The sequence below is a fragment of the Acidipropionibacterium jensenii genome, from assembly GCF_005890135.1.
Lineage (GTDB): Bacteria > Actinomycetota > Actinomycetes > Propionibacteriales > Propionibacteriaceae > Acidipropionibacterium > Acidipropionibacterium jensenii.
Map to the genome: position 1 here is coordinate 1,620,815 of NZ_CP040635.1, position 21,029 is coordinate 1,641,843.

General features: G+C 64.7%; 15 protein-coding genes and 4 pseudogenes. 13 read left to right on the plus strand and 6 right to left on the minus strand.

The annotated features are described in order from the left end of the window. Window positions 1-102: 102 nt before the first annotated feature. Window positions 103-1,746, minus strand: coding sequence for an IS1634 family transposase (locus tag FEZ32_RS07100; RefSeq protein ID WP_138680304.1), 1,644 nt, complete (start codon window positions 1,744-1,746; stop codon window positions 103-105). A gap of 395 nt (window positions 1,747-2,141) precedes the next feature. After that, window positions 2,142-3,449: an ISL3 family transposase gene (locus FEZ32_RS07105; protein WP_138680305.1), complete on the minus strand. Its 1,308-nt coding sequence runs from the start codon at window positions 3,447-3,449 to the stop codon at window positions 2,142-2,144. 840 nt (window positions 3,450-4,289) lie between these two features. Between FEZ32_RS07105 and FEZ32_RS07110 the strand changes: the two genes are divergently transcribed. Beyond that, window positions 4,290-4,688: a hypothetical protein gene (locus FEZ32_RS07110; protein WP_138680306.1), complete on the plus strand. Its 399-nt coding sequence runs from the start codon at window positions 4,290-4,292 to the stop codon at window positions 4,686-4,688. Between the two features lie 91 nt (window positions 4,689-4,779). Here the strand turns inward: FEZ32_RS07110 and FEZ32_RS07115 are convergent. Then, window positions 4,780-5,391, minus strand: a pseudogene (locus tag FEZ32_RS07115) (ISL3-like element ISPfr1 family transposase); the annotation flags it as partial. A 122-nt stretch (window positions 5,392-5,513) separates the two neighbouring features. Between FEZ32_RS07115 and FEZ32_RS07120 the strand changes: the two are divergent. Then, window positions 5,514-6,179 (plus strand): annotated as a pseudogene (locus FEZ32_RS07120) (transposase); the annotation flags it as partial. Then, window positions 6,165-6,269, plus strand: a pseudogene (locus tag FEZ32_RS13540) (integrase core domain-containing protein); the annotation flags it as partial. The pseudogenes FEZ32_RS07120 and FEZ32_RS13540, both read left to right, overlap by 15 nt. Here FEZ32_RS13540 and FEZ32_RS07125 read toward each other — a convergent pair. Further along, entirely contained in the window at window positions 6,231-6,644 is a 414-nt protein-coding gene (locus tag FEZ32_RS07125; protein ID WP_172599489.1) for a MurR/RpiR family transcriptional regulator, read from the minus strand. The pseudogene FEZ32_RS13540 and the gene FEZ32_RS07125 sit on opposite strands and share 39 nt — an antisense overlap. A 155-nt stretch (window positions 6,645-6,799) precedes the next feature. Between FEZ32_RS07125 and FEZ32_RS07130 the strand changes: the two genes are divergently transcribed. The 4 genes from FEZ32_RS07130 to FEZ32_RS07145 all read left to right on the plus strand — a co-directional run bounded on the left by FEZ32_RS07130 (window position 6,800) and on the right by FEZ32_RS07145 (window position 11,121). Then, window positions 6,800-7,087: a transposase gene (locus FEZ32_RS07130; protein ID WP_138679867.1), complete on the plus strand. Its 288-nt coding sequence runs from the start codon at window positions 6,800-6,802 to the stop codon at window positions 7,085-7,087. Between the two features lie 17 nt (window positions 7,088-7,104). Next, on the plus strand, window positions 7,105-7,968 hold the full coding sequence (locus FEZ32_RS07135) for an IS3 family transposase (protein ID WP_244937971.1): 864 nt from the start codon (window positions 7,105-7,107) through the stop codon (window positions 7,966-7,968). Window positions 7,969-8,089: 121 nt separating this feature from the next. Further along, on the plus strand, window positions 8,090-9,463 hold the full coding sequence (locus FEZ32_RS07140; RefSeq protein WP_097827575.1) for an IS1380 family transposase: 1,374 nt from the start codon (window positions 8,090-8,092) through the stop codon (window positions 9,461-9,463). Window positions 9,464-9,813: 350 nt separating this feature from the next. Then, window positions 9,814-11,121, plus strand: a complete 1,308-nt coding sequence (locus FEZ32_RS07145; RefSeq protein WP_138680310.1) for an ISL3-like element ISPfr1 family transposase — start codon at window positions 9,814-9,816, stop codon at window positions 11,119-11,121. Here the strand turns inward: FEZ32_RS07145 and FEZ32_RS14215 are convergent. Then, window positions 11,104-11,394 (minus strand): MurR/RpiR family transcriptional regulator, encoded by a 291-nt coding sequence (locus FEZ32_RS14215; RefSeq protein WP_138680311.1) that lies wholly within the window; start codon window positions 11,392-11,394, stop codon window positions 11,104-11,106. The two genes, FEZ32_RS07145 and FEZ32_RS14215, sit on opposite strands and share 18 nt — an antisense overlap. A gap of 495 nt (window positions 11,395-11,889) precedes the next feature. Here FEZ32_RS14215 and FEZ32_RS07155 point away from each other — a divergent pair, with 495 nt between their 5' ends. The 4 genes from FEZ32_RS07155 to FEZ32_RS07170 all read left to right on the plus strand — a co-directional run bounded on the left by FEZ32_RS07155 (window position 11,890) and on the right by FEZ32_RS07170 (window position 18,963). Continuing rightward, window positions 11,890-14,958 (plus strand): glycoside hydrolase family 2 TIM barrel-domain containing protein, encoded by a 3,069-nt coding sequence (locus FEZ32_RS07155; RefSeq protein ID WP_138680312.1) that lies wholly within the window; start codon window positions 11,890-11,892, stop codon window positions 14,956-14,958. Window positions 14,959-14,980: 22 nt separating this feature from the next. Next, window positions 14,981-16,369 (plus strand): MFS transporter, encoded by a 1,389-nt coding sequence (locus tag FEZ32_RS07160; protein ID WP_138680313.1) that lies wholly within the window; start codon window positions 14,981-14,983, stop codon window positions 16,367-16,369. A gap of 45 nt (window positions 16,370-16,414) precedes the next feature. Further along, window positions 16,415-17,410, plus strand: a complete 996-nt coding sequence (galE, locus tag FEZ32_RS07165; RefSeq protein ID WP_013160161.1) for a UDP-glucose 4-epimerase GalE — start codon at window positions 16,415-16,417, stop codon at window positions 17,408-17,410. Between the two features lie 242 nt (window positions 17,411-17,652). After that, on the plus strand, window positions 17,653-18,963 hold the full coding sequence (locus tag FEZ32_RS07170) for an ISL3 family transposase (RefSeq protein WP_138680314.1): 1,311 nt from the start codon (window positions 17,653-17,655) through the stop codon (window positions 18,961-18,963). A gap of 2 nt (window positions 18,964-18,965) precedes the next feature. Here FEZ32_RS07170 and FEZ32_RS07175 read toward each other — a convergent pair. Beyond that, a pseudogene (locus FEZ32_RS07175) lies at window positions 18,966-19,670 on the minus strand (ISL3-like element ISPfr1 family transposase); the annotation flags it as partial. Between the two features lie 95 nt (window positions 19,671-19,765). Here FEZ32_RS07175 and FEZ32_RS07180 point away from each other — a divergent pair. Both FEZ32_RS07180 and FEZ32_RS07185 read left to right on the plus strand, forming a co-directional pair. After that, the gene (locus FEZ32_RS07180; protein ID WP_138679867.1) at window positions 19,766-20,053 is read left to right on the plus strand and encodes a transposase; all 288 of its coding nucleotides are present in this window, start codon (window positions 19,766-19,768) and stop codon (window positions 20,051-20,053) included. Window positions 20,054-20,070: 17 nt separating this feature from the next. Then, window positions 20,071-20,934 (plus strand): IS3 family transposase, encoded by an 864-nt coding sequence (locus tag FEZ32_RS07185; RefSeq protein WP_244937950.1) that lies wholly within the window; start codon window positions 20,071-20,073, stop codon window positions 20,932-20,934. Window positions 20,935-21,029: the final 95 nt, after the last annotated feature.

Consider the following 21,029-nt stretch of genomic DNA (forward strand, 5'->3'; position numbering starts at 1 on the left):
TTTTCCGCTTCAGGAGGAATCCATACACCATAATGACGGACATATTCGGCAGAATCTCCCCGCCAATAAAACTCTCCATCAGACCTGACTTGTTGCATTGGCTTAGTGCCCCGCATCGGACTCGATCGCGTTGATGATGGCGCGGGCCTCGGGTGTGGTCTGGGGCTTGATGGTGTGAAGCGAGCCGTTGATCTCCAGGGTCGCTGAGCGTAGTGGGGCGAGGGTATGGACGATCCGTTTGACCGACAGGCCGGTGACCTGTCGTAGGTAACGCGAGACGGCCAGGGCGGCGAATGCCGTGGTCAGGTGGGCCTCGATGGAGTCAGAGAGCCGGTGGAAGATGGGCCGGGCCCGCAGGTCGGACTTGGCCATGCGGAAGGAGTCCTCGACGTGCCAGAGGTCGTGGTAGGCCCCGATCACCTGGACCGGAGTCATCACCGATACTGGAATATTGGTCACGTATCCCTTCAACCCGACCAGTTGGCGGGCCCGGTCGATCGCCTTGTGATCCAAGGACAAGCCGTTCGCCGATGCGCTGACGAACCGTGGCTTGCGGGCCGGTCTGTCACCGTCGACCACGGCTTTGGCGCGGTTCTCCTGAGCCGTCAATGTGGCCGAGTCCCGCACGGCCCGTTTGCGGGAGTACTGCCAGACCGCCCGCCAGCTATCGGTGGACCCGGCTGGATCCCAGACCGGCTCGGCCCGTCTGCTGCGAGGGTGGCAGGTCTTCCTCCTCGCTGTGCGGGGTGTGATCGTGTCGATGATCTGCCCGTCATCGAAGGCCGTGCCGTTCCAGTGGAAATGGCCGGCCAGGTCGCTGGGGGCCTTTACCGACCGGGATCCCACGATGAACCGCAGACCTGCACCGTCCAGGGCCTCCAGATTGGAGGCCGACAGCATGCCGGCGTCTGCGACCACCACCATGTCGGCGATCTCGTGGGCCGACCGGTAGGCCTCAACAATCGGGATCAGGGTCGTGGTCTCGGCCTTGTTGCCGGGAAAACAGCCAATCTGGAGGGGAAAGCCCCAGCGGTCCACGAGGAGCCCGACCACGATCTGGGGATCAACCCGGCGTTCCTTCGAATAGCCGACCTTGCGCAGACTGTCCTCGTTCTCAGCCTCGAAGTACAGGGTGGTCACGTCATAGAGCACCAGAGTCACCTCCCCGCCACCGGCCGAGTACCGGTGGCAGGCATCGGTGATCACGGCACGGTAGTCGCGGTCCTGGGCACGAGCCAGGTGCCGGTAGATCGTGGTGTGATGCGGCGGGTCCTGACCCACACCGGTCAGGACCCGCCCGACAGCCAGTTTCGAGGTGGGTTCGACGATCCGGGCCACAACGACCTGCTCGAACACCTGATCGGCAACCGCGTCGAGTCCCAGGCGGCGATAGGCCCTGTCCAGCACAGACCACAACAGGTCCGAGGCCGTCGAGACGACCTGCGCAGGCCTGGCAAGCGCTGAACTCTCATGGCGTCCAGAGTCCTCACCGGTCAACCTGTCCTGGACCACGGGCTCGGTGAACGACTCCTCGACCGCAACCGGGATCTCCACGCCCAGGTCCAAGGGCTCCTGGCCGCTCAACTGCTCGATCCTGGCCCGGGCAGTGGTCCTGAGTACCGCCAGTTCCTCGTCACTGTGAGCCGAGCCCACATGCTCCACGATGATGCGCCTGCCCCGTCGCTTCTCAGCGATCTGGACCGCCACCGCACCCGAACCCGTGCGGACCGTCCGGACATAGGTCATGACCCCCACAATACGGGTCCCCAGGACCGTCTTAGTGCCCCAAAACAGCCACGATCGAACACGAAACCCGTAGCCAGACCAACACACCCGACCGAACCCCGAAAAACTGCATCAAGTCAGGTCAGAGTAGATCGCACTACCTCCTGGGACTTCGAACTTTCCCCCTAATATCTCTGTCGTCTGCTCCATCCAGGCTAGAAACACCGAACAACCCTCTAGATATCGAGCAATAGGTTCCCTCAGATGGTCTGGAATCTTCCCGATACTTGATAGGAGTCCATCACCGGTCCACTCTTCGCCGGGTCTAGGAGAAAGAACACCAAGCGGTAGAATCCTATAGTCTTTACTATTCATCTTACGTCCTGAATTAAGCTTTCGGTTGTCAAACCGGCTCTTCAGGATCCAGGGTGTAGTCGGGGTCTGAACCCTCCGGTCTCCAGGAGGCTTCGGAGTCGGTAGTGGACCTCGTTGCGGAAGCCCAGGGCTGTGCCGCGGAGGTGTTCGAGTCTGCCGTTGATGGCCTCGGTGGGCCCGTTGGAGGAGCCGGGGTGGTCGAAGTAGGCCAGGATGTCGGTAGCACGTGTGGCCAGGGTGTGGCCCAGTGTGATGACCTCGGGTAGGGCCTTGGGAACCCTGGTGGCGATCGCGTTGATGAGGCGTTCCATGACCTGCCGGCCCTCGCTTGTGTTCTGGGCGCGGTAGGCGGTCACGACCTGCTGGTAGACCGCCCAGGTGACCTGGACCGGCGCGTGAGCGTCATCGGTGAACACAGTCTCCAGACGGGTGGCCTGGCGGTCGGTCAGCAGGTCACGGCCCGTGTGCAGAGTCAGGCGGACCCCGAACAGCGGGTCTCCTTTCCGGCCCCTGTGACCGCAGGTGTCCTGCTGGACGCGGGTACGAGTCCGATCCAGGGCGTCGCCGGCCAACTGGACCACGTGGAAGGGGTCCATCACCTCTGTCGCGTCGGGCACCTCTTCGGCCGCGGCGGTCTTGAAGCCGGTGAACCCGTCCATCGCCACACTATGGATCTGGTCGCGCCAGGCCTGGTCACGGCCGGCCAGCCACGCCTTGAACACTTTCTTGGAGCGTCCGGGAATCATGTCGAGCAGCCGGGCCGGCCCGCTGCCGTCTCGTGCCGGGGTGAGGTCGATGATCACGGTGACATACCGGTCACCGCGTTTGGTGTGGCGCCACACGTGCTCGTCGACCCCGATGATCTCCACACCGTCGAAACGGTGCCGATCATCGATCAACAGACGCCGGCCTTCGGCCAGGACCGCATCATTGGCGGTGGTCCAGTCCACTCCCAAAGATGCTGCGATCCGCGAGACCGGCAGATGATCCAGCACCAGAGCTTCCAGCCCCCAGGCCAGCCCGCCGCGGGACAGTGTAGCCCTCGGCTCGGCCGCAGCACTGGTGTCCTGGCGCCACACATGACCACACCCGGTGCACCGGTAACGCCGGACGCGGACCTGCAGGATCGTGGGCCGATGGCCCCACGGGGTGTGGGCCAGGCGCCGGATCACCGTGTCACGCGGAGCGCCCTGGCATCCGCACCGCCGGCACCAGTCGTCAGCCTCGACCACCCGGCAGGCCACCACGGCCCGCTCGGCGGTGATGTGCTGGCCGACCACCTCCAGGCCCAGCTCATCGAGACAGCAGAACGTGGTCAGGTCAGGGGCGGTGAAGGTAACGTGAGACATGAGGGCCTTGTGGTGCAGGAACGGGACTTGAACACTCCGATCCTTCCGCAGGGCCCTCCCCCACGCACCCCGTCCTCACAGCGAAGTGACAACCGATCCACACACAGTCAAGCCACAACTACACCCTGGATCCTGAAGAGCCGTCAAACCCAGTTGAACTCTACGAGTGCTCGCGCACATGTCAACTCCAAGCGATTGAGCTAATACCTGCGCAGTACTTCTCCCACCGTGACACATCACAAGCGTTATTGCCCCTCCATCATAGCCCAGGTTTTCTCTAACAGCTTCAGCGATCTGCTCAGGATGAGTGGCCATCCCATTCACTATTGGTTCTCCAATGTCATTTCCATGACCAATCACATCGTGCCTTCCGTCCACACCGCGCGACCTCGCGAAAACAGGGAGAGAATTCGCAGCATCACCAATAGCCGTCGCGGTGGCATTGTGCCGAACACTCGCACCGCTCACCACAAACCTTCAACGCGAGTACTCCGCTCCAGAGAGTCAACGCCGCGCGAGATGCAGAACTTCAGCGGTTGACAACAGTCGCGAGGAAAGAACGGCCAGCGACAGTCGTGGGTGCCTATTACATACGGACTAGCGAAGTGGCTGTCGGGCAGAGCTCAAAGGCACTTCAGGAGTGCGCAGAAGCATGCGCAGTACGCAACCTCGGCGGCAACGCTAGTGAGATCTGGTTTTCGCGAGCATATAGGCCAAATGGCGGTAATGCACCATCTAGAGAGATACCAGTATGTGCAACATGTTGTGAGCCTGCTTACGGCCGAGGTGCATTCCCTGATCCATTTACACGTTTTCAATCGGATGAGACTGGGCGGTAGGATGAATATCCATGAAATGGTTCGTCGTATGCAGACCGGATCCAGGAAAGAGGCTGATGTACGACGCTACCAGATCGAAACTCGGTACGTTCCTAATCAAGTTCTAAAGAATGGTTCAATCGGACTGGTATCTGAAATACTCGATGGAATGGACTTCGCTACGGAATGGGGACAAGATGAGTCATGGGAACTTCTCGGACAACTTGCGGCAGGCACGATTCCGCCAACTGCTGCCGACAGTGCCGTCGTCGGCGGAGTGCGGGCTGCTCTGACTGACGGAATTCTACCGCTTGCAGAGAAGCGAATCTCTGATTCGCTTGAGAAATCATATGATTATACGTGCTTAGAAGTGCTAGAAATGCTATATGAGTATTCTTCTGATAAAGAAAACGTGGAATAACTGAATCATTTCTTAAATTCACCAAGCGAGGAGCGGTTCAGAGTTCACAAGTCGCAGCTGTCATGGAGCGTCTTGGGATTAAAGGGGCTCTTCACGAACGAGGGTGTAGCGCGGGTCTGAATCCGCCGGCTTCGAGCAGCGACCGAGCGATGTAGTGGCTGAGGTTGCGGAAGCCGAGGGCTGTGCCGCGTAGGTGTTCGAGTCGGCCGTTGATCGCTTCGGTGGGGCCGTTGCTGGTGCCGGGGCGGTCGAAGTAGCCGAGCACGTCCGAAGCGCGCTGTGTGAGGGTGCGGGCGAGTTTGCGGATCTCGACGAGCTGCTCCGGGACGCTGGCGCTGATCTTGTCGATCGTGTGCGCGAGGAAGAATCTGCCCAGGCCGCGGTCCTTGTCCCGGTACGCGGTGATCATGTCTTGGTAGATGCCCCACGTCGCTTCGACCTCGACGTGCCTGTCGTCGGCGAACAGGGCATCTAGCCGCGCCTGCTGCTTGTCGGTGAGCAGACCGGCACCGGTGAGCAGGGTCCGTCTGGCCTGGTAGAGCGGATCGCCCTTCATGCCCCGCCGGCCGAAGACGTCGTGCTGTACCCGGCGTCGGCAGTTCTCCAGCGCGTCACCGGCGAGCCGGATCACGTGGAACGGATCCATGACCGGGGCCGCGTCGGGCAGTTCTTCGGCGGCGGCGGTCTTGAACCCGGTGAATCCGGCTCTTCCCAGATGAGGGTGTAGCGCACGTCGCGCGGCGGGCCGGCGCGTCGGTGGCCGGATAGAGGTCGAGGTCTCCCGAGGATGAGAGCTCCTACACACTCAGCCCGAAAGACCTCGACGTGCACGACGCTACCGTCGGCGGGCGCGCTGATGCGTTCGCCAGCCCCGACCTGACTGCCTTCTGCCGCCTCGACGAACTCGGCCTCGTTGTCACCGGGCAGCGACTCGAGCCGGATCGTGCCGTATTGGCCTGCCAGGTGGTCGAGCCCGACCAGTGGTGCCGGCGCTGCGGCTGCGAAGGGAGACCACGTGACACCGTGGTCCGACGGCTTGCCCACGAACCACTGGGCTGGCGGCCCACGACGCTGGAGGTCGTCGTGCGCCGTTACCGCTGCAGCGGCTGCGGGTATGTGTGGCGCCAGGACACCACCGCCGCGGCCGAGCCCCGGGCCAAGTTGTCTCGGCGCGCTCTGCGGTGGGCGCTGGAAGGGATCGTGGTGCGCCACCTGAGCGTGGCTCGGGTCGCCGAGGGGCTCGGGGTGGCCTGGGACACCGCCAACGACGCCGTTCTGGCCGAGGGCAAGCGGGTGCTGATCAACGACCCGCACCGGTTCGAAAAGGTGACCACGATCGGCGTGGATGAGCACGTGTGGCGCCACACCCGTCGCGGCGACAGGTACGTCACCGTGATCATCGACCTCACCCCAGTGCGAGATGGCACCGGCCCGGCACGGCTGCTGGACATGGTCGAAGGACGCTCCAAGCAGGCGTTCAAGACCTGGCTCCATCACTACAATCACCACAGACCCCACACCGGGATCGGCGGCCAGACTCCCTCAGCCCGCGTTCACAACGTCACGGGGAAGTACAGCTAGCGCGGCATCGAGGTCATCAAAGCGAAGCTGGGCAATTCGTGCGAACAGTACGTCGACGACAGCGAGCTGGGCCATGCGGGAGGCGAGCGCACCGATGCGCAGCTCATCTTCCCGCGCGGTGGTGGTCAGGACGTGACTGACCACCTGGCCGATGGGGGAATCGGGATTTCCGGTGATGGCAACGCTCAGAGCCCCGGCGTTGGCGGCCAACGCGAGGGCCTTGTGAGTCTCCACGGTCCGTCCGGAGAAAGAGATGCCGATGACAACGTCCTGCGGGGTCCGCATAGCCGCCTGCACCAGCTGGAGGTGTGTGTCCGAGGTGAACTGGCACTGTTGTCCGATGCGCTGCAGCTTCTGACAGAGGTCCTCGGCCACCAGTCCAGACGCCCCCACGCCTAGCACCGTGACAGGGCGCCGCGCGGCGATGGCGTGGGCAACCTCGTCGAGGCAGGTGAGGTCGAGTGGACTGAGTGAAGCTTCCCGGACTTCTGAGGAAAGTCATAGTTTCGAGAATCGGGTAGGATCACATCATGTCAGGATCGAAGTACAGTCCGGAGTTCAAGAACCAGGTCGTTCTTGAAGTCGTGGACAAGCATCGCACCATCAAAGCCGTAGCAGAATCATACAATCTTGTCGCTCAGACTGTCGGCGTATGGGTCAAGGAGTATCGCAAGAAGAATCCGGACCCGGAAACCGAGAACCTCACCAGTGCCGAGTCGGCCGAACTCGCACGGTTGAGGAAGGATCTCCGTGAGGCCCGGATGGAGAACGAGTTCCTAAAAAAAGCGGCAGCCTTCTTCGCGAAGGAATCACAGTAGCTGTCCGCTACACGTACATCTTCTCGCAAGAAGGCAACTACCCCGTTCGGCTCATGTTCCGATGCCTCACCGTGTCTCCCTCGGGATATTATGACTGGCGAGCCAGGCCCATTTCTGCGACCGCACGTCGACGCCGTGACCTCGCTTCCAAGATTCGTTTCTATTTTGCTGACTCGGACGGTACCTACGGCTACCGGCGGATCGCCGCCGAGCTCGCCCGGGCCGGTGAGGCGGTGCACCCGGACACGGTCCGCTCCATCATGCGGGCCGAGGGGCTGGTGGCCGCACAGCCCCGCCTGAGGGTCCGCACCACGATCCCGGCCGACGACGCCGACGGGCGCCCAGACCTGGTGGAACGAGACTTCACCGCGGCGCAGCCGGGATACAAATGGGTCGGTGACATCACCTATATTCGCACCCTGGAAGGATTCTGCTATCTGGCGACGGTACTGGACTGCTGCACGAAGAGGGCCGTGGGTTACGCGGTCGATGATCACATGAGGACCGGATTGATCTGCAGGGCCATCGACATGGCCGTCAGGAATTGTGAGTATGTGAGAGGGGCGACCATTTTCCATTCGGATCATGGGTCGCAGTACATGTCGAAGGAATTCACCGAGCTGCTCGAGTCCTATGATATCAGACTGTCCGTGGGGAGGACGGGACTGTGCTGGGATAATGCGTGGGCGGAGTCGTTCAATGCGACGTTGAAGAACGAGAGGGTGCACCGGGTAATCTATCGGACCAAGGATGAGGCGGTCCGGGATATTGTGCGGTGGATCGAGCTCAGGTATAATCAGAAACGTCTTCACTCGTCGTTGGGGTATCGGACCCCTAATGAGATTGAGGCGGAGTACAGGGAATCACCTCAGGTGGCCTGAACCCTGATCCACCGTGGGGTATGGCGGTGTGGGCGTGGCGTAGAACGAGAATGCCCTCTTGAGCAGGGAGGATGTCGATTGCGACGTCCACACCCAGCCACTCAAGAGGAGCACCTCGTAAGTGAAAGCCTCTCACACCATCCGGCCTGTCTTCGATGATCCGAATCTGGTGTCGGCCGCGGGCCTGGTCCCGGCGCTGGGACTGGCCGAATCTGCAGGCCTGTACGACCTGCTCGACACGTTGACGGTGGGTTCGCCTCACGCCACGGCGAAGGTGGCGTGTGTGGTCGGCGGGATGCTCGCCGGTGCCGACTCGATCGATGACATGGACCTGCTGCGCCACGGCGGGATGGGGCGGTTGTTCGGCGGGGTGCGGGCACCCTCGACGCTGGGCACGTTCCTGCGCTCGTTCACCCACGGACACGTGCAGCAGCTCGACAAGGTTAACGCGGGACTGTTGGCCGGGCTTGCCGCGCGGGTCCCCGATCTGCTCGCCGGCGCGGACTGCCAGGGGTTCGCGACCATCGATGTCGACGACACCATCGGTGAGGTCCACGGCCACGCCAAACAGGGCGCCGCGTTCGGCTACTCCGGGGTCCGTGGCCTGAACCTCCAGCTGGCCACGATCAGCACCCCGCTGGCGGCACCGGTGATCGCCCGCGCGCGACTCCGACGTGGGAACACCGCCTCGGCCACCGGTGCTGGACGTCTGCTGGCCCAGGCCCTTACCACCGCCCGGGCGGCAGGTGTTCGGGGCCAGATCATGTGCCGGGCGGACTCGGCCTACTACGGGTGGGCGTTCGTCGGCACCGCGATCCGTCACCAGGCCTGGTACTCGGTTACTGCCCGCATGACTGCCAGCGTGGTCAAGGCGATCACCACCATCGCCGAGGACGCCTGGATCCCGATCAAGTACCCCAACGCCGTCTTCGATGAGGACGAACAGCGCTGGGTCTCCGACGCCGAGGTCGCCGAGATCGCGTTCACCGCGTTCACCGGTCGCCGCAAGAGCGAGCGGGTCGCCTGCCGGCTCATCGTGCGCCGCGTGAAGCGACTGCAGCCCCTGGCATCTGACGGCAGTGAGCAGAAGGAGCTGTTCGCCAGCTACCGGCATCACGCGTTCATCACCAACAGCACCCTGAGCTTGGTCGAGGCCGACGAGCGCCACCGTGACCACGCGATCATCGAGCAGGTCATCGCCGAGCTCAAGGAAGGACCACTCGCGCACCTGCCCAGCGGGAAGTACGCGGCCAACGCCGCCTGGGTCGCCCACGCGGCCATCGCGTTCAACATCGCCCGAGCCAGCGCCGTGGCCACCAATCAGCACCGTGCACGGTGGGCCACCCTGCGGACCCGGATCATCAACGTCCCGGCCCGGATCGCCACCACCGGACGACGCCTCGTGATGCACCTGCCAACCCACTGGCCATGGACGGCGAACTGGGAGTCGCTGTGGGCGACCGCGACCGGGCCACCGACTCCGGCCACCACCTGACCACCCAGCCGGAACCGGCGCGACCGAGGACCCCACAGTGGAAGAGCCGGAACAGACCGGCGAGTCAGCCACGCCCACACCACAACCCGCCCACGACCACACCGGAATCACCGATCACGAATCAACGCCGGTGGATCAGGGCTGAAACCAAGTGTTTGGGCGTGTCCGAGAAACGGCAAGCAGTCCAGAGACCGCTGACGGTGTCCTCGATGGAGCGTGCTTCATGGAAACCAATCTGGCTCTTCACGAACGAGGGTGTAGCGGGTTGAGCGCGTCGGTGGCCGGGTAGGGGTCGAGGTCTCCCTGAGGATGGAAGTTCTCACACTCGCCATCTGCCGGAAGACCTCGACGTGTCACACCCTACTTTCACTACACCTTGCCTGACCACGTTCTGCGGTCTCGACGAGCTCGGCCTGGAGGCTGTCGGGCAGCGTCTGGACCCGGATCGGGCGGTGATCGAGTGCCGTGTCGTGGAGCCGGACCGGTGGTGCCGCGAGTGTGGATGCGAGGGCGCCCCGCGCGACACGGTGATCCGTCGGCTCACGCATGAGCCGTTCGGGCATCGGCCCACGACCCTGCTGATCCGGGTCCGGCGCTACAAATGCTGCGGGTGTGGGCGGGTCTGGCGGCAGGACACCACGGCCGCCGCGCCGGTACGGGCGAAGATCTCCCGCGGTGGGTTGGCGTGGGGGCTGGCGGGCTTGGTCCTCGATCATCTCTCGGTCACGCGTGTCGCGGCAGGGCTGGGGGTGTCCTGGTCCGCCGCGAACGACGCGATCCTCGCCGAGGGCCGCCGGCGGCTGATCGATGACCCGGCGCGGTTCGAGGGCGTGACCACGATCGGCGTCGACGAGCACGTGTGGCGACACACCCGCCACGGCGACACGTACGTGACCGTGATCATCGACCTGACCCCGGTGCGCGACAAGACCGGCCCGGCACGGCTGCTGGACATGGTCGCCGGACGCTCGAAAGCCGTGTTCAAGACCTGGTTCGCCGCCAGACCGAAGCCCTGGCGAGAGGGGATCGAGGTCGTCGCCATGGACGGATTCACCGGGTTCAAGACCGCCGCCGCCGAAGAACTGCCCGACGCGGCCCCGGTCATGGATCCGTTCCACGTGATCCGGCTCGCCGGTGACGCGCTGGAGAACTGCCGACGCCGGGTACAGCACGACGTCTTCGGCCGGCGGGGCATGAAGGGCGATCCGCTCTACCAGGCCAGACGGACCCTGCTCACCGGTGCCGGTCTGCTCACCGACAAGCAGCAGGCGCGGCTAGATGCCCTGTTCGCCGACGACAGGCACGTCGAGGTCGAAGCGACGTGGGGCATCTACCAAGACATGATCACCGCGTACCGGGACAAGGACCGCGGCCTGGGCAGATTCTTCCTCGCGCACACGATCGACAAGATCAGCGCCAGCGTCCCGGAGCAGCTCGTCGAGATCCGCAAACTCGCCCGCACCCTCACACAGCGCGCTTCGGACGTGCTCGGCTACTTCGACCGCCCCGGCACCAGCAACGGCCCCACCGAAGCGATCAACGGCCGACTCGAACACCTACGCGGCACAGCCCTCGGCTTCCGCAACCTCAGCCACTACATCGCTCGGTCGCTGCTCGAAGCCGGCGGATTCAGACCCGCGCTACACCCTCGTTCGTGAAGAGCCACCAATCTTGTGAGCCAGGTCATGCAAGGAGTCCGAGGCGTCGATACGACCCCTTGCGACACCGGAGAGCTCATGCTCCACGTCGAGGCGCGTGAGCTCTCGCGCCAGGGAAAGACGCAGGGCCGGAAGCCCCTCATACCCCAAGGAGCGCGCAAATCGCACGACGCTGGCCTGGCTCACACCGGCTGCCTTTGCGAGCTCGGCCGTCGTGGCGGAGACGACGGCAGACGGGTCGGACAGGAGATGGTCAGCAACCGCGGTCTCCATGGCCGAGAAGGAGGGACGAGCCCTCCGGATGCGCTCCACGAGGAGGGTCGAATTGGGCGAGGTGTCGCGGTCGGCAGGCTGGGACGAGACGTCATCGAGACGGGATGGGACGGTCTAATCGGGCGCGACCTCGCGGGGTGCGGTCATCTCGCTGAGCTCCTTGAACGGTAGCCAGCCCCTCATCAGGGCTCGTATTGAAATTCTATTCCATAGATGGCTATCTCGATGTAATGTCGTGTCACGATCGTGGCGACGAAGCCACTCGTGACGGAAGGGAACACCGGTGTCGCCTCAGGAGTCCACACACCAGGTCAGCACCACCGAGCAGCGCAATACCGCCTCCAGCGACCTCGACCGCATGTCCTCCCTCGAGGTGGTGCAGGTGATGAACGCCGAGGACCACAAAGTGGCCGATGCGGTCGCCACGGCACTCCCCCCAGATAGCCGAGGCGGTCGATGTCGTGGTGGCCGGGGACGGAACGGACAGGAGCAGCGGTGAGCATCCCGAAGCACCACCAGGGCCTGGAGGTCCTGCACGAGAACACGCTGGCCGCCCATGCCTACTTCGTGCCGGCCTCAGCGGCAGTGACCGATGTCGTCACCGCCCGTGAGTCGTCCGACCGGGTCCAACTGCTCAACGGTCAGTGGGACTTCCGCTACCACCACTCGGTCAACGACCTGGACGAGGCCTTCATGGACCCCGGGTGCACGGTCGAGGGTTTCGCTCCAATCACCGTTCCGGGTACTTTGCAGCATCAGGGCTACGACGCTCACCAGTACACCAACGTGCGCTACCCGATCCCGCTGGACCCGCCCCACGTCCCCGTGGACAACCCCTGCGGCGCCTACCGGACCACCTTCGATCACCACGCCGACGCGGCGGCGCCCGACACGACGCTGGTCTTCGAGGGCGTCGACTCCTGCTTCTACGTGTGGGTGAACGGGCACTACGTCGGTTACAGCCAGGTCAGCCACGCCACGAGCGAGTTCGATATCACCGAGGCGCTCGTGGAGGGCACCAACCACATGGCGGTGTTGGTGTTCAAGTGGTGTGACGGCACCTACCTCGAGGACCAGGACAAGTTCCGCACCAGCGGCATCTTCCGCGACGTTTACCTCGTCGACCGCCCTACCCGTCACCTGTTCGACTACTTCACCACTACCCAGATCCACGAGGCCGGCGCCACGGTGCGCCTGCGTGCCTCCTACGTGGGTGGCCCGGTCGAGACCCGGGCCACGCTGCTCGGCGCAGATGGCACGACGGTGGCCAGCGGTGTGCTGGCCGAGGCCAACGACGCCCGCGGGTACAGCCACGCCGTCGAACTCCACGTCAACCGGCCACGCCTGTGGAACCCCGAGCACCCGGAGCTGTACACCCTGTTGCTGGAGATGCCAGACGAGGTCGTCACCGACCAGGTGGGTCTGCGAGAGGTCTCGATCGACGACGTGGTCCTGCGCCTCAACGACTGCCCGGTGACGTTGAGGGGCGTCAACCGCCATGACTCCGCCCCCGCCACCGGACCCACCGTCGACGTCGCCCACATGCGCCGCGACCTGGAACTCATGGTGCGGCACAACATCAACGCCGTGCGCAGCTCCCATTACCCCAACGACCCCCGCTTCTACCAGTTGTGCGACCAGTACGGCCTGCTGGTCATGTCGGAGGCCGACAACGAGAGCCACGGAACGCAGGCCCAGTTCCTGGCCGACGAGTCCTGGGACAACGTCGTCGAGCACTGGAACGAGCTGATCGCCGACAGTCCCGACTGGACGGAGGCGACCCTGGACCGCGTGCAGCGTTGCGTCCAGCGCGAGAAGAACCGGCCGAGCATCTTCTCTTGGTCGGCCGGCAACGAGTGCGCCTATGGCTGCACCCTCGAGGTCTCCCTGGCCTGGATGAAGGAGTTCGACCCGGACCGGGTGACCCACTACGAGAGCGCCTTCTACCGCGATTCCAAGCGCAGCTATGACTACTCGAACATCGACCTGTACAGCCGCATGTACCCGTCACAGCAGGAGATGCTCGACTACCTCGCAGGCGATCCAGACAAGCCGCTGGTGCTGGTGGAGTACTGCCACGCAATGGGCAACGGGCCCGGTGACCTGGAGGACTACTGGCAGCTCATCCACACCGACCCTCGCCTGTGCGGCGGGTTCGTGTGGGAGTGGTGCGACCACGCCGTCCTAGCCGGCCACACCGACGACGGCCGCCCCTGCTACCTGTACGGCGGCGACTCCGGTGAAGTCATCCACGACGGGAACTTCTGCGTCGACGGCCTCGTGTGGCCCGACCGCCGACCCCACCCCGGCCTTTTGGAACTGAAGAACGTGCAGCGCCCAGCCCGAGTCGTCGCGCACGACCCCGGCGCGGGCATGCTGACGCTGCGCAACGACCTGGACTTCACAAATCTCGACGAGGTGGTCGACCTGTCCTGGGAGCTGGTCTGCGACGGGATCGTCCTAGATCGTGGCGACCTGTCCTTCACGCGTCCTGTTCCGCCCCACACCGAAACCCAAGTGACCTGCCGCCCCCAGCTGCCGCGGGTAGGGCGCTGTCACCTGCGTGTGACGCAACGCCTCCGCGTCGGCGACGCGGTGCGCGCCGCGGGCCAGGAGCTCGGCTTCGATGAGGTCGCCGTCCCTGTCGCCGACCCCCGCAACCAGCAGTCCGTGCAGTTGCTCGAGGCACCGCCCGGTGGCGTCTCCCCCGCCGTCGAGCAGGACCCCTCCGCGATCACGGTGCGTGGTGACGGCTTCCAGTACCGTTTCGACACCGGCACCGGGATGCCCACGTCGATGCTCGTGGGCGACCAGGAGATGTTCACGGCACCTGCGGAGGTCAACATCTGGCGCGCGCCCACCGACAACGACCGACGCATCCGCCTGGAGTGGGAACGGGCCCGCTACCCGTATGCCGCGGTCCGCGCACATGAGTGTTCCGCCCAGACCCTTGACGGGTCCGTGGTGGTGCGCGCCCGCATGACCCTGGACGCCGCGACGATCCAGCCCATCCTGCGCCTCGACGCCAGCTGGACCATCGACGTCGCGGGCCGATTGCGGTGCCAGATGGACGTCACCCGCACACCGGAGTTCCCAACCCTGCCCCGACTGGGTCTGCGCTTCTTCCTGGCACCGGAACTCGACCAGGCGTCGTGGGTCGGGCTCGGTCCGGGCGAGAACTACCCAGACAAGCGGCAGGCCAGCCGCCACGGCCACTTCACCAGCAGCATCGACGGACTGTTCGTCGACTACCTCCGCCCCCAGGAGAACGGCAGCCGCGGAGACTGCGACTGGGTCCGTGTGGAGCAAGCCGATGCGGCGCGTGGCCTGACCGTCACCTCACCGCGACCGTTCTCGTTCAACGCCTCCCGGATCACCCAAGAGCAGCTGTCGATTACGAGACACGACGTCGAGCTGGACCCCGACGACCAGGTGGTGCTGTGCATCGACCACGCCATGGCCGGGATCGGCTCCAACAGCTGCGGCCCCGAGCTGCTCGCCCGCTACCGGGTCGACGACGAGACGTACCACGTCGACCTCGTCCTCGCCCCCACCCGCCGCTGAACCCACCGGGAGACCCGAAACCATGCCCACACACGCTGCAAGTTCTGGCAAGACGTACCTGACCTGGGGCAACAAGATCGGCTACGGCTCCGGTGACGTCGCCGGCAACGTGGTCTACGCGTTCCTGTCGGCCTTCCTGATGATCTACCTGACCGACCAGATGGGCCTCAACGCCGGTGTCATCGGCACGCTCATGATGGTCGCCCAGCTGTTCAATGGTGTCACCGACATCGGTTTCGGGGCCTTGCTCGACCGCACCCATACCCGAATGGGCAAGGCTCGGCCGTGGATGCTGTGGCCCTACATCGGCTGCGCTGTCACCCTGGTCGCCAGCTTCGCCATCCCCGGCGGGCTCAGTGAGACGGGCAAGTACATCTGGTTCTTCCTCGCCTATATCCTGCTCAACTCGGTGTTCTTCACCGCGAACAACATCGCCTACTCGGCGCTGACGGCGCTGATCACCAGGAACTCCGCCGAACGAGTGCAGATGGGCTCCATCCGCTTCATGTTCGCGTTCACCACCAGCATGCTCATCCAGACCTTCACCGTCCAGGGCGTGCGCATGCTGGGTGGCGGCGCCGACGGGTGGCGGGCCATCGCGATCATCTATGCCGTCATCGGTCTGGCGGTTAACACGATCTCGGTGCTGTCGGTCAAGGAGCTGCCGCCCGAAGAGCTTGACGAGGGCCACGATCCGGCCGCCGCCGAGCGCTACTCGTTCAAGGAGGGCGCCCGGATCCTGCTCGCCAACAAGTTCTATCTGATCATCCTGGTCATCTACCTGGTCCAGCAGATCTTCACCGCCACCCTGAACATGGGCATCTACTTCATGACCTACGTCCTCGGTGACGCGACCCTTCTGGGCGCCTTCGCATGGGCGATCAACATTCCGCTGATCATCGGACTGCTGTTCACCCCCGTTCTGGTCAAGCGCTACGGACAGATGTACCGCCTCAACATCTGGGGTTACGTCGTCGCCGTCCTGGGCCGCTTGGGTGTCGTGGCCGGTGGCTACATGGGCAGCATCCCCCTCATGATCGCCTCCTCCGCGATCGCCTCTCTGGGCATGAGCCCCCTGCAAGGCACTCTCAATGCGCTGATCGCCGAGGCCTCCGAGTACACCTTCCTGCGCACCGGCAAGCACATCGACGGCATGATGTTCTCCTGCACCACCCTCGGTGTGAAGATCGGCGGCGGCGTCGGAACAGCCTTGGCCGGATGGCTCTTGGCCGCCAGCGGCTACGTCGGCAACGCCACCACCCAGAGCAGCTCCGCGATCCACATGCTCTACTTCATGTACCTGTGGATCCCCGCCATCGCCAACCTCATCATCCTCGCCTTCCTCACCCGGCTCGACGTCGAGAAGGCCAACCGGGCGCTGCGCACGTCGGCAGACCGCGTGACCGCGTGAGCACCAGCACCCTCTTCGAGCATCCCCAGAGACACAGGAGAAGACATGTCGTGGTTGGTCACCGGCGGAGCCGGCTACATCGGGTCGCACGTCGTGCGGGCCTTCATCGAGCAGGGCATCACCCCGATCGTGGTCGACGACCTGTCCAGCGGCCACCGGGAATTCGTGCCCGACGGCGTCGACTTCGTCGAAGGCCAGGTGCAGGACACCTCGCTGCTGGAGCGGACGATGCGTGAGCACGACGTCGAGGGCGTGATGCACATCGCTGGGTACAAGTACGCCGGCGTGTCGGTCGCCCGGCCGCTGCACACCTACAGCCAGAACGTGCAGGGCACCGCGGCGGTGCTGGAGGCGATGCAGCGCGTCGGCGTCAGCCGAATCGTGTTCTCCAGCTCGGCGGCCGTCTACGGCACCCCCGACGTCGACCTGGTCACCGAGGACCAGCCCACCGCCCCCGAGTCGCCCTACGGCCAGAGCAAGCTGATCGGCGAGTGGCTGCTGGCCGACCAGGCCCGCGCGCTGGAGCTCACCGACGGTGCCACGCCGCTGCAGCACGTCAGCCTGCGCTACTTCAACGTCGTCGGCTCCGGCACCGACGAGGTCTACGACACCAGCCCGCACAACCTGTTCCCGCTGGTCATCGAGGCGCTCATCGAGGGCCGCACGCCCCGCATCAACGGCACCGACTACCCGACGCCGGACGGCACCTGCGTGCGCGACTACGTCCACGTCGCCGACTTGGCCACCAGCCACGTCGCCGCCGCGACGGCGATGGCCGAGGGGCGCGAGCTGCGGCCGGTGTACAACCTGGGCAGCGGCGACGGGCTCTCGGTGCGCGAGATCATGGACGCGATGCAGCGTGGCACCGGCCACACCTTCGAGCCGGTGATCGGCGAGCGCCGCCCCGGCGACCCGGCGCGCATCGTCGCCAACGGGGACGCCGCCGCCCGCGACCTGGACTGGCGGATGCGCCACTCCATCGACGACATGGTCACCTCGGCGTGGCAGGCGCGCACCGCCCATCCCGACATAAGCGAGTGAGACCCGCTGACCACGGCACCTGCCTCATCAGGACACGACACGCCTCACCCCACCCGCGATGTCGACCACCCGAACCCGCACCCAGTTGACCAGGAGAAGTACTCAGTGGCAGACGTTTTCCAACCACCGGGTATCTTAATCGGCTCATCACAGATGAGGGTGTAGCTGGGGCGGTGGCCAGGTAGGGGCCGAGGTCTCCCGATGATGGGGGTTCCTACACCTTCCATCCAGAAGACCTCGACTTGTCTGACGCTACCTTCGCTTGCCCCGACCTGACCAAGTTCTGTCGGCTCGACGACCTCGGGCTCGTCGTCACCGGGCAACGGATCGAGCCCGACCGTGCCGTTCTCGCGTGCCGGGTCGTCGACGACGACCGCTGGTGCCGCGGCTGCGGCTGTGAAGGCAGCCCGCGCGACTCGGTCACGCGCGAGCTCGCCCACGCCCCGCAGGGCTGGCGGCCCACGACGCTGGAGGTCGTCGTGCGCCGTTACCGCTGCAGCGGCTGCGGGTATGTGTGGCGCCAGGACACCACGGCGGCGGCCGGGCCCCGGGCCAAGTTGTCTCGGCGCGCTCTGCGGTGGGCGCTGGAAGGGATCGTGGTCCAGCACCTGAGCGTGGCTCGGGTCGCCGAGGGGCTCGGGGTGGCCTGGGACACCGCCAACGACGCCGTTCTGGCCGAGGGCAAGCGGGTGCTGATCGACGAGGAGCACCGCTTCGAGGGGGTGAAGGTCGTCGGGGTCGATGAGCACGTGTGGCGCCACACCCGTCGCGGCGACAGGTACGTCACCGTGATCATCGACCTCACCCCAGTGCGAGATGGCACCGGCCCGGCACGGCTGCTGGACATGGTCGAAGGACGCTCCAAGCAGGCGTTCAAGACCTGGCTGGCCGACCGCCCGCAGGAGTGGCGCGACGGCGTGGAGGTGGTCGCGATGGACGGCTTCACCGGGTTCAAGACCGCCGCCGTCGAGGAACTGCCCGACGTGGTCACCGTGCTAGATCCCTTCCACGTCACCAGGCTCGCTGGCGAGGCGCTCGATGAGTGCCGACGGCGAGTTCAGCAGGCCATCTGTGGGCACCGCGGCCGCAAGGGCGACCCGCTCTACTCGGCGCGACGCACGCTGTCCACCGGCGCCGACCTGCTCAACGACAAGCAGAAGGACCGACTGGACACCCTGTTCGCCGACGACGCCCACGTCGAGGTCGAGGTCACCTGGAGCGTCTACCAGCGCATGATCGCCGCCTACCGCCACGAGAACCGGCGCCACGGCCGCGAGCTGATGGCCCGGCTCATCGACTCGATCAGCACCGGCGTCCCCAAGGCCCTGGTCGAGATCACCAAGCTCGGCAGGACGCTGAAGAAGCGCGCCGCCGACGTCCTGGCCTACTTCGACCGGCCCAGCACCTCCAACGGGCCCACCGAGGCGATCAACGGCAGGCTCGAGCACCTGCGCGGCTCGGCGCTGGGGTTCCGCAACCTGACCAACTACATCGCCAGATCCCTGCTCGAGACCGGCGGGTTCAGACCCCGACTACACCCTGGATTCGGATGAGCCGTGAATCCGTCCATGGCGACGACCTCGATCCCCTCTCGCCATGGCTTCGGTCTGGCGGCGAGCCAGGTCTTGAACACGGCTTTCGAGCGTCCGGCGACCATGTCCAGCAGCCGTGCCGGGCCGGTCTTGTCGCGCACCGGGGTCAGGTCGATGATCACGGTCACGTACGTGTCGCCGTGGCGGGTGTGTCGCCACACGTGCTCGTCGACGCCGATCGTGGTCACGCCCTCGAACCGCGCCGGGTCATCGATCAGCCGCCGGCGGCCCTCGGCGAGGATCGCGTCGTTCGCGGCGGACCAGGACACCCCCAGCCCTGCCGCGACACGCGTGACCGAGAGATGATCGAGGACCAAGCCCGCCAGCCCCCACGCCAACCCACCGCGGGAGATCTTCGCCCGTACCGGCGCGGCGGCCGTGGTGTCTTGCCGCCAGACCCGCCCACACCCGCAGCATTTGTAGCGCCGGACCCGGATCAGCAGGGTCGTGGGCCGATGCCCGAACGGCTCATGCGTGAGCCGACGGATCACCGTGTCGCGCGGGGCGCCCTCGCATCCACACTCGCGGCACCACCGGTCCGGCTCCACGACACGGCACTCGATCACCGCCCGATCCGGGTCCAGACGCTGCCCGACAGCCTCCAGGCCGAGCTCGTCGAGACCGCAGAACGTGGTCAGGCAAGGTGTAGTGAAAGTAGGGTGTGACACGTCGAGGTCTTCCGGCAGATGGCGAGTTGGACTGAGTGAAGCTTCCCGGACTTCTGAGGAAAGTCATAGTTTCGAGAATCGGGTAGGATCACATCATGTCAGGATCGAAGTACAGTCCGGAGTTCAAGAACCAGGTCGTTCTTGAAGTCGTGGACAAGCATCGCACCATCAAAGCCGTAGCAGAATCATACAATCTTGTCGCTCAGACTGTCGGCGTATGGGTCAAGGAGTATCGCAAGAAGAATCCGGACCCGGAAACCGAGAACCTCACCAGTGCCGAGTCGGCCGAACTCGCACGGTTGAGGAAGGATCTCCGTGAGGCCCGGATGGAGAACGAGTTCCTAAAAAAAGCGGCAGCCTTCTTCGCGAAGGAATCACAGTAGCTGTCCGCTACACGTACATCTTCTCGCAAGAAGGCAACTACCCCGTTCGGCTCATGTGCCGATGCCTCACCGTGTCTCCCTCGGGATATTATGACTGGCGAGCCAGGCCCATTTCTGCGACCGCACGTCGACGCCGTGACCTCGCTTCCAAGATTCGTTTCTATTTTGCTGACTCGGACGGTACCTACGGCTACCGGCGGATCGCCGCCGAGCTCGCCCGGGCCGGTGAGGCGGTGCACCCGGACACGGTCCGCTCCATCATGCGGGCCGAGGGGCTGGTGGCCGCACAGCCCCGCCTGAGGGTCCGCACCACGATCCCGGCCGACGACGCCGACGGGCGCCCAGACCTGGTGGAACGAGACTTCACCGCGGCGCAGCCGGGATACAAATGGGTCGGTGACATCACCTATATTCGCACCCTGGAAGGATTCTGCTATCTGGCGACGGTACTGGACTGCTGCACGAAGAGGGCCGTGGGTTACGCGATCGATGATCACATGAGGACCGGATTGATCTGCAGGGCCATCGACATGGCCGTCAGGAATTGTGAGTATGTGAGAGGGGCGACCATTTTCCATTCGGATCATGGGTCGCAGTACATGTCGAAGGAATTCACCGAGCTGCTCGAGTCCTATGATATCAGACTGTCCGTGGGGAGGACGGGACTGTGCTGGGATAATGCGTGGGCGGAGTCGTTCAATGCGACGTTGAAGAACGAGAGGGTGCACCGGGTGATCTATCGGACCAGGGATGAGGCGGTCCGGGATATTGTGCGGTGGATCGAGCTCAGGTATAATCAGAAACGTCTTCACTCGTCGTTGGGGTATCGGACCCCTAATGAGATTGAGGCGGAGTACAGGGAATCACGTCAGGTGGCCTGAAACCAAGTGTTTGGGCGTGTCCGAGAAACGGCAAGCAGTCCAAGTGTGAGAACTTCCATCCTCAGGGAGACCTCGACCCCTACCCGGCCACCGAC